Source organism: Lewinella cohaerens DSM 23179 (assembly GCF_000379805.1).
Lineage (GTDB): Bacteria > Bacteroidota > Bacteroidia > Chitinophagales > Saprospiraceae > Lewinella > Lewinella cohaerens.
In genome coordinates, this window is record NZ_KB903541.1 from 112,290 (window position 1) to 128,040 (window position 15,751).

Annotated in this window: 12 protein-coding genes; 7 read left to right on the forward strand and 5 right to left on the reverse strand. The window is 44.1% G+C overall.

What is annotated here, in order from left to right; genetic code table 11:
• The first annotated feature begins 45 nt into the window (after window positions 1–45).
• Both porM and porN read left to right on the forward strand, forming a co-directional pair.
• The gene (gene porM / locus A3EU_RS0111045; protein WP_020536225.1) at window positions 46–1,671 is read left to right on the forward strand and encodes a type IX secretion system motor protein PorM/GldM; all 1,626 of its coding nucleotides are present in this window, start codon (window positions 46–48) and stop codon (window positions 1,669–1,671) included.
• Window positions 1,672–1,882: 211 nt separating this feature from the next.
• A complete protein-coding gene (porN, locus tag A3EU_RS0111050; protein ID WP_020536226.1) occupies window positions 1,883–2,752 on the forward strand; it encodes a type IX secretion system ring subunit PorN/GldN in 870 nt (289 codons plus the stop codon).
• A gap of 406 nt (window positions 2,753–3,158) precedes the next feature.
• Here porN and A3EU_RS0111060 read toward each other — a convergent pair whose 3' ends face one another.
• A complete protein-coding gene (locus tag A3EU_RS0111060) occupies window positions 3,159–4,061 on the reverse strand; it encodes a glycerophosphodiester phosphodiesterase family protein (protein WP_020536228.1) in 903 nt (300 codons plus the stop codon).
• A gap of 135 nt (window positions 4,062–4,196) precedes the next feature.
• On the opposite strand from A3EU_RS0111060, the gene A3EU_RS0111065 reads away from it, so the two are divergent.
• A complete protein-coding gene (locus A3EU_RS0111065) occupies window positions 4,197–5,060 on the forward strand; it encodes a lysophospholipid acyltransferase family protein (RefSeq protein WP_044085717.1) in 864 nt (287 codons plus the stop codon).
• Here A3EU_RS0111065 and A3EU_RS0111070 read toward each other — a convergent pair.
• The 4 genes from A3EU_RS0111070 to pckA all read right to left on the reverse strand — a co-directional run bounded on the left by A3EU_RS0111070 (window position 5,057) and on the right by pckA (window position 12,227).
• Window positions 5,057–6,010, reverse strand: coding sequence for a hypothetical protein (locus A3EU_RS0111070; protein ID WP_020536230.1), 954 nt, complete (start codon window positions 6,008–6,010; stop codon window positions 5,057–5,059). The two genes, A3EU_RS0111065 and A3EU_RS0111070, sit on opposite strands and share 4 nt — an antisense overlap.
• Window positions 6,011–6,271: 261 nt before the next feature.
• Window positions 6,272–6,736, reverse strand: coding sequence for a Dabb family protein (locus A3EU_RS30095; protein ID WP_020536231.1), 465 nt, complete (start codon window positions 6,734–6,736; stop codon window positions 6,272–6,274).
• A gap of 502 nt (window positions 6,737–7,238) precedes the next feature.
• Complete coding sequence (locus A3EU_RS34805; RefSeq protein ID WP_020536232.1) at window positions 7,239–10,190, reverse strand: M43 family zinc metalloprotease; 2,952 nt, start codon at window positions 10,188–10,190, stop codon at window positions 7,239–7,241.
• Between the two features lie 417 nt (window positions 10,191–10,607).
• Window positions 10,608–12,227 carry a phosphoenolpyruvate carboxykinase (ATP) gene (gene pckA / locus A3EU_RS0111085; protein ID WP_020536233.1) on the reverse strand — a complete coding sequence of 540 codons (1,620 nt, stop codon included), beginning with the start codon at window positions 12,225–12,227 and terminating at the stop codon, window positions 10,608–10,610.
• 332 nt (window positions 12,228–12,559) lie between these two features.
• Here pckA and A3EU_RS30110 point away from each other — a divergent pair, with 332 nt between their 5' ends.
• From A3EU_RS30110 to A3EU_RS0111100, 4 genes are all read left to right on the forward strand, one after another.
• Window positions 12,560–13,831 carry an XRE family transcriptional regulator gene (locus A3EU_RS30110; protein WP_052331297.1) on the forward strand — a complete coding sequence of 424 codons (1,272 nt, stop codon included), beginning with the start codon at window positions 12,560–12,562 and terminating at the stop codon, window positions 13,829–13,831.
• Entirely contained in the window at window positions 13,803–14,057 is a 255-nt protein-coding gene (locus A3EU_RS33895; protein ID WP_052331298.1) for a hypothetical protein, read from the forward strand. Before A3EU_RS30110 ends, A3EU_RS33895 begins: the two co-directional genes overlap by 29 nt.
• Before the next feature lie 137 nt (window positions 14,058–14,194).
• A complete protein-coding gene (locus A3EU_RS0111095; protein ID WP_020536234.1) occupies window positions 14,195–14,749 on the forward strand; it encodes an RNA polymerase sigma factor in 555 nt (184 codons plus the stop codon).
• Between the two features lie 69 nt (window positions 14,750–14,818).
• Window positions 14,819–15,709 carry a hypothetical protein gene (locus A3EU_RS0111100; RefSeq protein WP_156825731.1) on the forward strand — a complete coding sequence of 297 codons (891 nt, stop codon included), beginning with the start codon at window positions 14,819–14,821 and terminating at the stop codon, window positions 15,707–15,709.
• The last annotated feature ends 42 nt before the right edge of the window (window positions 15,710–15,751 follow it).

The following is a 15,751-nucleotide window of genomic DNA, read 5'->3' on the forward strand; positions in this document are numbered from 1 at the left end:
TACCTGCCCTGAATTAATTGTTGAACTAAAAAAGAAGCAAAATATATGTCTATTCCAAAGGAACCGCGGCAGTTAATGATTAACATCATGTATTTGGTGTTAACCGCCCTGCTCGCGTTAAACGTATCAGCGGAAGTGATGAATGCTTTCTTTGCTCTGGATGACGGAAATAAAGAAAGTATCGCTACGGTTGATAGTCAGTTAGAAGCTACTATTACAGGCGTTAAGGATCTATTGAAAGATGATTCTAAGCGCAAGTACCAGCCTATCGGCCCAGCTATTGATGCAGTACGTACGAAAGCGGCTGAATTTAATAGCTACGTTGACGAACTCCGCGACGAGTTAATTGATGTTGCCGGTAATGGTAATGGTGAAGTGGATGAAGAGGATTACACCATTTCTTATGGTAAGCGTGTACCAAAGGGTAAGAAAAACAAGGATGTTACTACCCGTATTTTGGTGGACGAAGGCCGTGGAGAAGAATTGAAAGCTAAGATATTGGAAACCCGTCAAGAATTAATTGACGTATACACCAAGTTGATGCAGGAGAATGGTGATTCATTCAGCTTGAAGCCAGAGCAGGTTCAGAGCCGTATCCAAAGTGTCGCTAACAATATGCCTTTCAATATTGATGATGAAACCTGGCAAGCTCCAGGTAGTGACAAGGCGAGCTGGTCGGATTTTAAATTCCGTCAAATGCCTTTAGCTGCTGTTTTGCCACTGCTTTCTCAGATGCAGTCTAACCTGAAGAGCTCTGAAGCTGCGATGGTTAATGATATGGCAGAATTGACAGGTGGTCGTACGATTGAATTTGATGCATTCTTCCCTGTTGTACAAGCAGACCGCTCTTATGTAGTTGGTGGTGAGAAGATTTCTGCTCAAATTTCAGTAGGTACTTATAGTACTTCATTACAGCCAGAAAACGTAAAAATTTACGCTGGAGGTTCTCAGTTGCCAGTAGGGCAAGGCGGTATTGCAGAATACTCGATCACGGGTAGCGGTGCTGGTCAAAAGACTATCCCTCTACGTGTAGAGGTAGTTAACCCACTGACAGGTGAAGTGTCAAAAGGAGAAAGTGAGTTTGTCTATGAGGTAGGAGCTCGTTCGGTAACGGTTGCTGCTGACAAAATGAATGTATTTTACATCGGTGTAGATAACCCAATTACGATTGTAGCATCTGGAGTGAGCTCTAATGATGTAAGGGTAAGTACTACAGGGCCAATTACCATTAAAGGCAGCGGTAGTAGCCGAACTATCAATGCTAGTGCTCCTGGTGCAGCAAAGGTCAGTGTATCTGCTGATGGTAAAAGCCTAGGTAGTTTCGACTTCCGTGTAAAGCGTATTCCTAACCCTGAAGCACGTCTTTCTGGTAAGAATGGCGGTGGTATGGGATCTGGTGAATTCAAAGCCCAAGGTGGTGTTGGTGCCTTCCTTGATGATTTTGATTTCGATGCTACTTGTCAGGTTGCCGGTTTCGAATTGGTATACGTACCTAAGCGTCAGGATGCAATTCCTTCGCAGAACCGTGGACCACGTTATAACGATGCTTCTCGTCGTTTAGTGAACCAGGCTAAGCCAGGTGATATCTACTACTTTGAGAACGTTCGGGCCAAGTGTCCTGGAGATACTGCTACTCGTAAGATTAACAGTATGGTCTTCACAATTCAGTAATATTTGAACCTTGAGGGGGAGATTTGTTAAAAGTTTCCCCCTCAAGTATGTTAAAGGCAATAGCGGGTTTGGTTAATCCGTTAAATAAGCGCAATTTAGCGATCCGACAGAAGTGAGTACCACTCCTGTCGGAAATCTGTTTTAAAAAGGAAGGGTTAGGTTCCTTCCAACAAGTGTATAAATACAATCAACTCGGTAAAAATTTACTTCCATGAAGATCGCTCTGAAGCTCCTGGGCTTAATGCTGTTTTTCTGTGTCGGCCAGCTGGTGGCACAAGTACCGGATAACGTAATTATGACGGAATCTGGTAATAGTCAGGTCGTTGAGCAAGACCCGCCAACGGATGACATCACTGACAAGCGTACCATTGAGACGGTGCGTATCCTTCCTTACGATCCAGTACGCGAAGCGGATATTTTTTGGGAAAAGCGCATCTGGCGGGTAATTGATATCCGCGAAAAGATGAACCTTCCTTTTGCTTATCCAGAACGTCCATTCTTTACTATTCTGCAGGAAGCTGCCGAAAATGAAGAAATTAACGTTTATAGCGCTGAAGATGATAAGTTTACCCACCGGCTAAGCCCGGACGAGGTAGCATCAATGGGAGCGTCAGTAGATACAGTAACCACTTTTGATCCGGTTACTTACGAAGAAAAAATTCAGGTTGTTCGTAATGAACTGAACCCTGAAGACATCAAGCGTTACCGCTTGAAAGAGGTATGGTTCTTCGATGAAGAAACTTCCCGTATGCAAGTTCGTATTCTTGGTATCGCTCCTTTATTGGATGTGAAAGACGAGAATGGTAACTTCAAGTATGAGCAAGTTATGTTTTGGGTGTACTACCCAGAAGCTCGCCAGGTTTTAGCTCGTGAGAAAGTATTCACCGCTGGCAACGATGCTGCCCCAATCACTTGGGAAGCGCTGATGGAAATGCGTTTCTTCTCTAGCTATATCTACAAAGAATCTAATGTTCACAATCGTCGTTTACAGGATTACGTTCAAGGCGTAGACCTTCTGTTGGAAGCAGATAAGATCAAGCAAACGATCTTCAACTTCGAACACGATCTTTGGGAATACTAAAATAAGCTGTTGCTTATTTTCTGTCAAAACCCCCTCTTCTCTCTCCGAGAAGAGGGGGTTTTGCGTTTAAAGTGCAGGCGATTTCGCGACTTTGGGGGTAGTAGACTTGTTCTGCTGGGATCATGTCGGGTATAAATTGCGCCTTATGCCATAGGCATGCCTTCGGCATTTTCCCACACTGTGCCTTTTTTGAGTCGCTTAGCTACGGCTAGGCTCCTCAAAAAAGGCTTCGCGTGGTCAATAATGCATCAATTTCTCCACCAACCTGCCCCAGCAGAACAAGTCTAGTGTTTAAATGATTCCTGCTTATGAATTTCGACTATCGTCCAATTAGACGAGTTGGTCATCAAGGTGTAGGTCTCCTTTTGAAGGAACAAAATCCCTCTACCTTCTACCCAAAAAACCTCTACGGTATTATGTTGGGATAATCGGTAATGATGCCGTCTANGCCCATGTCGATGAGGCGTTGCATTTCTTTGGGATCATTGACAGTCCAGGGGATAAGCTGAATATTTTGCTGGTGGAGGCTTTGTGTGAGTTCCGGAGTACATAGCAAGTAGTAGGGACTGTAGATTTCGGGTAGGAAGCCAAGCGTATCCAGGTTTTGTTCTAACGTATTCCTATTAGCGACTAAATAGGCGAGGGATTGTGTGGGAGCTTGTTGCCTAACGGCCTGTAAGCTGCGAACATCAAAAGATTGAATGGTGGTGCGTTCTGCGATGCCCAGTTTGGTCAATTCCTGGAGCAAAAGGTGGGCAAATTCTTCAGGGAGTGGGGTGAATGTCTCGTCCCATTCGGGGAGACTTTTAATTTCAATATTGTAATAAGGGAGAGGGCGTTTTAGGTCGCGCGCGATTTGCTCGGCCATTTCTACCATTGCAGCGAGGGTAGGTTTTCTTACTGAGCGTGCCTGCTGTTCGGGGAAGTTGGCATTGCCTCGGCTTCCACAATCAAATGTTTGCACCTCAGCCAAAGTCATTTGGTGAATGATGAGTGATTTTTCTTCTTTCTCGGTGACTGAGCTGCCGTCGGGATGAGTACAGATCAATGCAGCCATCCAGGGTTCGTGAGAGATAACCAATTGTTGATCTTTGGTTACAGCTAGGTCGAGTTCCAGGGTTTTGATAGCAGGGTAGGTTAAGGCATGGGCAAAGGCCGGAAGTGTGTTTTCGGGCAACAAACCGCGGGCGCCGCGATGACCCTGCCAATCAAAAGAGGTTGTTGTCATATTTGGAGATTCGTTTAATATACGGGTAGCTTTACTACATGAAGTAGTGGTAATGAGCAGTAAAATAAGTATTCTGAACATAGAAAATGGGAGGTTTTACTTTTTAAAGTACCATGCATTTTTGTGCTGTTCCTTCAGTACCTTTGTGCATTGATGACTCAAGTTAAAGCTCCCGAATGAGATAGGGGAGTGAGCTGTATTAACGCTAGATTAAGAATGAGCAAAATCCTTTATTATCTTTTCCTGAAGCCACTATCGATGCTGCCGCTGTCGATATTATATGTTTTTTCGACAGGTCTTTACTATGTCTTGTATTACGGAGCAGGTTACCGCAAGAAGGTGGTCATGGGCAATTTACGGAGGTCCTTTCCGGATAAATCGGAGGAGGAGATCAAAAAGATTGCCAGTGATTTTTACCGCCATTTGTGCGACCTCATTTTTGAGAGTGTGCGGATGTTCAGTATGGGGAAAGAGGAAATAAGCCGCCGTGCGATTGTTACGAATCCTGATTTTGTGAAGGAGTTGGAGGCTTATAATAAAGGCATCGTGTTGATTGCTGGCCATTATAACAGTTGGGAAATGATGGGGACAGCTTTTCCTATGTTCAGTAAGCTACCTGTAGTAGCATTGTACTCTCCCATTAAAGACCCATTTTTTAGCAAAGTATTGTCTGATTCTCGGGGGAAATACGGTCTGGAGATGGTGCCCAAACACGAAGCCAAGGCCATGTTTAAGGAATGGAATGGCCGCCCGGCCATTTACCTCTTTGGCGGGGACCAATCACCTACCAGTAGTAAGAAAAGCTTCTGGATGGATTTTTTAAATCAAGACACGGCAGTTGCTTTCGGTACTGAAAAATTTGCTAAAGAATATGATTGTCTGGTCGTTTTTGGTGATATTCAGAAAGTAAAACGCGGGCACTACACGATGACGTTCTCGCTGGTTACTGACAAGCCACTGGAAGAAGAACATGGGGCTATTACGATCAAGCACACCCAGAAATTGGAAGAAATCATTCGGGCAGAGCCGCAGTACTGGTTGTGGACGCATAAGCGGTGGAAACGGAAGCGGGAGGATTAGAATAATTTAGTATTCCAAAGTGTTGCTGGAAGAATAGGAATACCAAGCTTTATTCGTTTGTCATTGATTTGTTGGATATCTACTTCCGTAAGATCAGAAGAAACCTGGTTATAGGTAGTGAATAAAAGGGAAGATTCTTGTTGGAACCATTCGCTTTGATAGCCCTTATATGCAGCATATAGCGCTGGAGAAATAGTTCCTTTCTCAATTGATTTGATGTATATACTGTCTAATTCACTAAATTGATAATGAGCCGTGTGGAGAATAATAGGAACTACCTCTACTGTGCCAAATAGTTGATCATCTCCAGGGACGTACCCTATTTTTTTTACGATATTGACAAACTCTTGTAAGATGATCGAATCTAGGTGATAGAATGCATTGAAACACATAATTTGTTGTGCATGGTCTTGTGCAATTTCATGGGTGTCAGGTTGAAATCTTTGACTACTTGCATATTTTCTGCATGATTTAGTTATACTATCTCTCCTTAAGGCTTGATCTGCCTCGTAAATACTTCTTAAAGCATAAATTAATTCACCGTGGGTTATTATTCTTTGCTCTAAAATGCTATCACTTAAGTGTTTGAGCTGATTGATATATGCTGTTCCATATTTTTCTCGTATCTCTTGTTCTGTTGGTTGAGTAGTTGTGTGAAATTTACTCAGCCCTAAAATACCTAACTCTACAGCTTGTAGCATTCTAGTTTTTGATTCTTCTATTTTTCCAAAAAGAAAACTAACCCTACTGATATATCGATACTGTCCTTTGCGGATTACACAATCTCTGTTTTCTAGAGAAGAAAATAAGCGTAGTGCTTCGGTTGTGTCTTTCTGTGTTAGAAGAGCTTCGATTTCATTAAAAATGTTGGCACAATCGATTTGTTCTTTTTGAGAAAATAAGAGCAGCGGAAATAAAATAATCAACAGGGAGGTAGCATGTTTTTTCATCAGAAGATAGCGTTATTCAAAATTAAATTAGATGGTGTCTTACAGAATTACTAAAGTATTAAAAACGGTAATCTTCCTCGAGTTTATCAGGAAAAAAATCGGTTAACTATCAAGCTTTTGAGTCTAATGTACTAGCTACTTGCCCACTATCTGGCATATAATGTGCTGAGTTATCTCAATGCAATCCGTTATAAAATCTAAATCATCTATTGGAGAATATGATCTGCTGGAATGATTCTTTACTCCATAAAAATAGTTAGCTTATTCCACCAAATTATCATACACTATCACCTTGGTCCACTTATCCTTATGGTCATCGATAAATTTTAGGTGGACGGGGTCGATTTGGTAGGCATCTTGTCCGGCTACATCAGAGAAATGAACGATTAGGGCTAAGTTGTAGCTATTGTCGACAACGCCGCGAGCTTCGGTAGGAGCTACAGGGCCAACGTACATTTTCTCTATACTTTCCACTGCTCTGAGTGATTCTACACCGGCACGGAAAGCGGCTTGGTCAGCATCAGAAAGGTCTTCGTTGAGCCAGAAAAAGACACTATGAATGAGGCCTGGTTGTTCTTCTGCAGCAGCGGTGAGTTTAGCAATTTCAGCCTGGGCTTCTGATAGTTCCGCCTCTAGGGCTGCCTGAGCTGCTTCTTGAGCGGCGGTATCGGTTTGACTGCAGGACTGGAAAATGAATAAGGCTAGTAAAAGGGGGAACAATTTCATGACTTACTTTTTTGAATGGATGCATGAAAGGTAAGGCTTCTAGCCAAAAGAGTAAGCATGTTGGAGAAGGGACTTTCCATTTTTTAGCAGGGACTCATCGTTGTCCCCAGACTACGATGCCCTATCTGGCTGGTCTTCTGACCAGCATAAAGGAGACCAGCGGGATATAATCCCGACCAAGGAGGTCGGGATAGTTAGGAAACTAACATGAGCGATGATGTTGGGGAAATATTGCCCTCCGCTTTGATTCGTTCTGCCTCATCAGCCAACAGGAATTGATATTCGCGCTCATCCGAGGTCGTTTTAAGCCCCATAAGCATTGTTTAGCCAATCTATGACTTCTCTAGGTCAAAACTGAACACATAAATGTACCCCAATCGTACCGGTGCGATCATACAGCTGAATTAGAATATTTGACGACCGCTGAACAAAAAAGCCCCCGCCAGAATTTTTCTGACGGAGGCTTTTTAAAGAGTTTACTTTGAAATTATGTTTAGCAAAATTACTTCGCGACTACAAATCTCTGTGTTACACGTTCTTCGCCACTGATAAGGTGAAGCATGTAAATACCGGGTGCAAACTGACTTACATCCAGTGTTTGGCGCTGCTTACCGTTTGTTGCAGTCCATTGTAGCTGTTGGAGCGCCTTGCCGGTCATATCTGTAACATAAACCTGAACTTGAGCATCGAAGGACTGATCAAATACGAAGTCTACATTCAGTACACTACTGGTAGGGTTCGGGAACAATGCGATTTGTGAGAAGCTAGGCTCGTTGTTGGTTACTTCTGGAGTCGCCAACAATTCTTCACCACTCATTCGAGCACCATTAGCACAACCAGAAACATCAACATCATCGATGTAGATGTAATCACTGTTGCCACTAGCGTCACAACGGAAACGGAAGCGGGTTGTGCTGGTAAATGTACCAGTAATTACAATGGTCTCGTTTTCACGAACATTGTTGGAGAAGTCGGTGCCGCTAGCCCAACTCGCTAGGGTTTGATAACTAGAACCGCCATCAGTAGAGGCTTGGAGCCAGAAGTCTTCTCCTGTTTCCATGCTTCTTGGATAGTAGCTAAAGTCAATGGTCACCTCTTCAAAACCAGCAAGGTTGAGGTTGTCGGTGGTCATTACTGATGTAGAAGTATTGTCTCTTAGACGTATACTATACGATCCATTGGAATAAGCGGCATCATTTGCACTACGGCGACAATCGGAGCCTCCGTCATTCCATATTCCCCAACCACTTTCAAAGTTGTTGAAGTTAACATTGGTGTCAGTACATCCACCTGTGTTACAAGGGGCGCAATCGGGGCCACCACAGTCAACACCGGTTTCGCTACCATTCTGGATGCCGTCGGTACAGGTAGGAGCAGGGCTGCCACCTATACAGAAGTTGGTCGTTTCACTGGATCCAAATGAGTCACCAGAAGCCACTTTGTTACCATCTATTGTAACGGAATAAGAACCATTGCCGTAAGAACAGCAAATACCGTCTCCGTAAGTATCATTGATGGTGAAGTCGTAGCAACCATCTACCAGACAAACAGTAATGTTCACTGTTGAACCATCAGCTTGGTTACCATAGGTGCCTCCAGAAGCCACTACTGATCCACCGTTGTCGGTAATTGTCCAGCTGGTTTCTTCAGGGTAATTGTCTAAAGTAATAGAGACTATTACATCGGTACAAGTCGGATCTACGGGACAAGCAGGGCAATCAGGGCCACCACAGTCAATACCAGTTTCATTACCATTTTGGATACCATCTGTACAGGTAGGGGCTACGGGACAAGCGGCACAGTCAGGGCCACCACAGTCAACGCCAGTTTCATTACCGTTTTGGATGCCATCATCACAGGTAGGGCAAGCGGCACAATCAGGGCCACCACAGTCAACGCCAGTTTCGCTACCGTTCTGGATGCCGTCATCACAAGTAGGACAAGCGGCACAGTCGGGTCCACCACAGTCAACGCCAGTTTCATTACCGTTTTGGATACCATCATCACAGGTAGGACAAGCGGCACAATCAGGTCCACCACAATCAACACCAGTTTCATTACCATTTTGGATACCATCTGTACAAGTAGGGGCAGGGCCACCACCAACACAGAAATTGGTTGTTTCACTGGATCCAAATGAGCCGCCAGAAGCAACCGTACTGCCTCCGGTAGTAACGGAATAAGAACCATTGCCGTAAGAACAGCAAATGCCATCTCCGTAAGCATCATTGATGGTAAAGTCATAACAACCATCAGGCAGACAGTTTGTAATCGTAACGGTAGAGCCATCAGGTTGGCTACCGTAGGTGCCACCAGAGGCTACCACTGATCCACCACTATTGGTAATTGTCCAGCTGGTTTCTTCGGGGTAGTTATCTAAAGTAATCGAAACGATTACGTCAGTACAAGGAGGGCAGGCATCACAGTCAGGGCCACCACAGTCCACACCTGTTTCGTTGCCATTTTGGATGCCATCCGAACAAGTTGGAGTAGGAGGAGCGCCACAAGCCGCTGAATTGAGTAAGCTGGCGCGTGCACCGCCTGGCTCAAAGAGTGCCCGCATACGGGTTTTCTGACCAGCGGTGTACAAGTTCATACAAGCATCGTCAGAGTAATCCATATAGTTTTGTACCATATCTACGGTACTACAGGAGACGTGGCCGGTAGCACAACCGTAGTTGGCAGCATCAGAAGTAGGGGTGTCGCTTACGAAATCGTCAACATTACAGTTACCGTCTCCCCAGATGTGGCGTAAGTTTAGCCAGTGACCGACCTCATGGGTAGCCGTTCGGCCTAGGTCAAAAGGTGCAGTTGCAGTACCGATTGTTCCGAAGTATTGATAATCCATAACAACTCCGTCAGTAGCCGGATCACCGCCGGGAAACTGAGCATAACCAAGGATACCTCCTGAGATGTCACAACTCCACATGTTGAGATAATCAGCGGCAGGCCAAGCATCTTTGCCACCCGAAGAATTGAACTTCATGTTATCGTTGGTGCTGAAAGCAGTAACAGAGGTGGAGGTGCGAGTGATGCCATTGGTAGCATTACCATCGGGATCAACAGAGGCGAGGCAGAACTCAATTTCTGTATCGGCAGCTTGTGACCAGGTGTTATCTGCATCACTATTGGTACGACGAAAATCATCGTTCAAAACATCAATTTGAGATTGTACTTGCGCATCACTGATGTTTTCTGTAGAGTTGTTATAAACAACGTGTACAACTACAGGGATAGTAATGATACCATTTACTGCGCGAGCGTCGGTATTTTGAATGAAGTTGCGCGTTTGCTCCTCAATTTGTTGGAGTTTAAGCGCTCGTTTGGAATCATTTTCCATCTCCATTTGGAGATGTTCCATGGCTCCGCAATTGCGTTGTGCCGATAAAGAGGTAGTGAAAGTTAAAGCCAAGAGCAAGAGCGCTCCGCTTAGTGTAAAATAGACAGTTCTCATGTAAAGTTGTGTTTATACCAGAAAATATAGTTTGCTTANTATAGAGCTTGTTTGGTCTGATTTGCTGATTGAAGACACCGCAGGATAGCCGCGAAGCGAATTGAGATTGTGCCGGAAATTCTCATTTACAATTGGGTAAACAAGATCATTAGGATACGCAGTGCATCAGTCCTATACAACAAGGGACAAGTATTTAATTGGATAAACTGTAGGTCTAATTTGAAAAACGGTAGGTGATAATGTAGAAAATGTCACTTGTTCTAAACTCTGAATGCTAAGTAAGTTAAATATTTACATTTTACAAAATCAACAATGAAATATTTGGCGTTTCGTAGGGCTTGTGAAATAAAAAAGGGAGGTTTTCGCAAGAAAACCTCCCTGTGTTATATCAGGTAGAAATACTTGTTAAAGACAAGCTTATGCAGTGGCGTTCTCATTGACTTTAGGAGCTGCGTCAATTACTGCCTGGCTAGCACCAGCTTTGTACTTTTCAAAATTGGCAATAAATGCATTTGCCAATTTGTTAGCTTGCTTGTAAAATGCCTGATCATTATTCCAGGAAGCTTTAGGGCTGAGGATTNCACTAGGAACATTAGGGCATGAAGTAGGTAGCTCCATCCCGAAGATGGTGTGCGTACTGTACTCTACCTGATCCAGGTCGCCATTTAAGGCTGCGGTAATCATCGCACGGGTGTATTTAAGTTTTATCCGGCTACCAACACCGTAAGGACCATTAGCCCAGCCAGTATTGACCAACCATACATTAACCCCGTGTTTTTGCATTTTCTCACTTAGCATATCGGCATACTTTCCAGGGTGTAAAGGAAGGAAAGGAGCGCCAAATCCAGCAGAGAAACTAGGCAGCGGCTCATCAATACCTTCTTCCGTACCAGCTACCTTGGCCGTGTAGCCAGAAATAAAGAAGTAGGCGGCTTGCTCTGGAGATAATTTTGAGATCGGAGGCAGTACACCGAAAGCATCACAGGTCAGGAAGAAAATGTTGGTAGGGTGGCCTGCTGCGGATACTTCAAGTGCGTTGTCGATGTGGTGAATCGGATAGCTTACACGCGTGTTTTGGGTAATGCTACTATCGCTGTAATCTGGCTTACGCGTATTTGGGTAGAAACCGATATTTTCTAGGATGGCTCCATGGCGGATAGCCTCGTAGATGTCAGGCTCTTTTTCCGCTGTAAGGTCAATGGTTTTAGCGTAGCAGCCACCTTCGAAGTTGAAGACGCCTTCATCTGACCAACCATGTTCATCATCTCCGATAAGCTCACGGTTTGGATCGGCCGAGAGGGTCGTTTTACCTGTACCAGAAAGACCGAAGAATATTGCTACATCTCCTTCTTTACCAACGTTGGCAGAACAGTGCATACTTAGGACATTGCGTTGTTCTGGAAGAATGAAGTTAAGTACGGAGAAAATTCCTTTTTTGATTTCACCGGTATAGCCCGTACCACCTACGATTACACACTTGCGTGTGAAGTTGATGATTGCAAAGTTAGATTGGCGTGTGCCATCTACTTCAGGGTCAGCTAAAAAACCAGGGGCGTTGATAACGGTCCATTCTGGTGTGAAAGACTGAAATTCCTCTGCTGTTGGACGCAAGAACATGTTGTACACAAACATGTTACTCCAAGGATATTCATTGACTACACGCACAGGAAGTCGGTAATTGGCATCGGCACAGGCAAAAGCATCACGAACAAAGATTTCGCGGCCTGCAAAGTAATCTGTTATCTTATCATAAAGCTGGTCGAAGCCTTCTGCCGAAAAAGGCATATTGATTTTATTCCAATCAACATTATCCGCAGTAATATCATCTTTGACGATGAAGCGATCCATTGGTGAACGGCCAGTAAACTTACCTGTGTTAATTGCTAAAGCACCATTGTCAGCAATGATGCCTTGCTCGCGAATAATAGTGGCTTCTTGCAAGAATTCTGGTGTTTCATTCCAATAGGCTTTCCGATAGTTCCGGATACCCAGGTCTTCCAGTTTTTCTTGTGGATTCTTGATACCAAATTGTAGCATAGCTTCGAATTTTTGCACGGTCGTTGACAAGATCAATGGCAAGCTTGTACTCTATCGACAGTGCGGACAGTTTGTGATTGTCAATTAGTTAGTGATAAATGGTGCCATTGCACGCAAAAGGCTGCTAACAGGGGGCAAGTTATAGATTTATTTACTTTTAGAGAAATTTTCTCTAATTAATAAATTTTATCTGCTTGTTGCTTTTTCACTTGGTTTTAGCCTCCTTTTCGCTTAACAAAAGCTAAATTAGCGGGTATTAGCCCCGTATATGATGACAATTATCGCTGTAGCTAGGTGATAAAATTTAGAGAGACTCGTAAAGAATTCCATTTATGTTAAAAGAAGCTGCAATTGTAAAACTTATTTTTGGGCTTAAAGTCCAGCATTTAAGGCAGGAAGCTGAGCTATCTTACCAGCAATTATCAGATCGGACGGGGTTGGCTATTTCTTACTTACACAGTATTGAGAAAGGGAAAAAATATCCCAAGTCGGACAAGATTATCACTTTAGCGGCTGCTTTAGAAACCGATTACGATTATTTAGTTTCGCTGGAGCCAAGTAAAAAATTACGACCGATCGTTGAATTGCTTAGGTCAGATTTTTTGAAAATTTTCCCATTAGAAACTTTTGGGATTTCCACCACTAAGTTGATTGAGTTGTTGCTACAGGCTCCTGAAAAAGTGAATGCTTTTATTAGCACCGTGATTAAAATCACCCGCAATTTTAACATGCAGGGAGAGGATTTCTACAAAGCTGCTCTTCGTTCTTATCAGGATTTACATGATAATTATTTTCCGGAAATAGAACAAGCAACTCAGGATTTTCGTCGTCAGTACCAATTGGCCGGTGATCGTAAACTAGATATCCCGACTTTAGAGCAATTGTTACTGGAGGTCTATGATGTTAAAGTGGATCGTGTCTATTTGGCGAGTCATGCGACCTTAAAGCATTTGCGGTCGGTTTTTCTACCCAAGCAGGGGATTCTTTACCTCGGGCCTGATCTCAATTTGGCGCAAGAGCGCTTTTTGCTGGCCAAGGAAATAGGTTTTCAGAACTTGAATGAAACAGAGCGCCCCTTAGAAACGCGAATGCTGGAGATTGAATCTTTTGAGAAGTTACTCAGTAATTTTCGGGCTTCTTATTTTTCTGTGGCCTTGTTATTACCAGAGCCGGTGATTGTTGGCTACTTGCAGGAAATGACGCGTTGGCAACGTTGGCGCGGAGAGGAGGTACTGCGCTGGTTAGCAGAAAGTGAGTTGACTTCAGAAATGTTACTACAACGAATGGCCAATATCTTGCCCCATCATTTTGGGGTAAAACAGTTGTTTTTTCTCCGTTTTTTCACGGATCATGGTATGCAAAAGTATATTGTTACTAAGGAAATGCACTTGTCTCAGTTGCATGACCCTCACGCTAATCAGCTGGATGAGCACTATTGCCGGCGCTGGATCAGTATTCGCCTGATTCGGCGTTTGAAAGCCCAGCAAGGGCTAGAGGCTACCATTCCTGAGCCTATTGTAGGTGCACAGATTTCCCGTTACTGGGACACCCCCCAACGCCTATTTTTGCCTGGCAATGGCCAAGCCTACCCGAGAGAATGCTGATAATAGCAGCAGTGTAACCATAGGGTTGTTGCTCAATGATCAGCTGCGGGATACTTTTCCTTTTTTGGCCGATCCTGCTCTTGTTACAAAAGATGTACATACCACTTGTGAGCGTTGTGCTATTCTGGATTGTGGTGCCCGCGCTGCCCCTCCGGTATTCCTTCAACGTCAACGCCGTAGGCAGTCTAGCAGAGCAGCATTAGCAGACATGCAAAAGAAAGGATAATACCTGTTAGCTAGTTATTCTATGGTGTAGTGGCCTAAGCGTAAACTAGCAAACTCCCCAGCTATCAAACTATTAAACTCACAAATTCTCTTATTTTAGCCCCTTAATTGGTAACATCTTCACCAAAGCACGCATTAATGAGCAACTATGCAGCGGACGAAAGCCGTTTACAAACCCTAGCTACCGGAAGTGATTCTGCTTGGCGGGTACTGTATGATGACCTGCGGTCACCCTTTCGCTTGTTTTTTTTAAAGCACACGAATTGGCCGCCGGAGCAGGTTAGCGCTTTGTACCAGGATGCCATGGTAGTCCTTCACCGTAAGGTAACTACAGGTAGCTTGGCAGCGCCTTTGCGCAGTAGTCTTAGGACCTACTTATTTGGAGTAGGCAAAATGATCTATCGAAAACAGGGGGGCGCGAAAACCCAATGGGAAGAAGAAGTCCCGGAAGTAGCCATCCCGCCAGGTGTAGAAGACCGGATAGCTCAGCGAGAGCAAGCCGCCTGGATACGCAATCTTCTCAATCGTATGGATGAAAAGTGCCGTAATATTTTGCGCAAAGTTTATCTCCATAGCTATAGTATGGAAGCTATTGCGGAAGACCTGGGCCTGAGTGGTGCAGGAGCGGCCCGGAAGCGCAAGTATGATTGTTTACAGCGTATGCGTAAACTGATTAGTATAGAAGAAAACTAACCCTTCAAAATCAATAACAGGTTTGAGATTTTGAATTATAACTAAGTGATGTTACCAAACGAATTACTCATGCAGCTGGAAGCCCTACGGGCCGGTAAGTTGAATGAAGACGAACACAAAAAACTCCGATTGGCACTGGATGAGTTGCCAAATGGAGAAGAAGAAACAAGGACTTTTAACCAACTTTGGAACGCATGGGATGCGTTGCATTTCCAAGAACAAGGAGTAAAGTTTGCAGAAATGGATCTCGCTTGGCAAGCTACAGACGATACGGAGCTAGCGGAGTGGTACATGAAAGGGCAACTATCAGCGGCCAACGAGCAAGTGATAGAAACAAGAAAAGCCAACGATCCTGCCTTCGCCAAACTTCTGGAAGAACAGGCACAGTTAAACAGTGGTTTCCATGACCTAAAGGACGATGATTTTCGCCAAAAGCTTCGTAAGTGGGAGAAAGACGAGAAGAAGCCTACTGCTAAATTGCATACTCTTCGACCTAACTGGAGGCGCTTGGGAGTTATTGCGGCCAGTGTTTTGGTGTTGATGGTTGCAGGGGCAAATTGGTTTGCTCAACAGAATTATTCCGATGAAGCCATTGTGGCACGATTTTATAAACAACCTCCTTTAGGAAATACGATGAGTGCCGGGGCTGCTGAAGAAGAAGCTTACCTTACTAGCTTTGCTGCTGCTCATGAAGCACTTGAAGATAAAGATTTCGCCAGCGCTACTCGCTTATTTGAAGCGCTAAGTACACAATTGCCACCAGAGGATTTTAAAGAGGATGATCTGAGGTATTATCAGGATAATCTGGATTGGAGTATCGTTTTAGCAAAAGTAGGAGAGGGGAGACCAGAAGCCGAGATTGACGTACGACTACAGCGAATTATTGGTGACCAGGAGCATACTTATTACCGGGAGGCCGTGGCTTTGCAAAAAGATTTAGGATCATTTTGGCGCTGGTAGTGTTTGAGTTTCTATACCGTTTATCTTAAGGGCGCGAAGCAG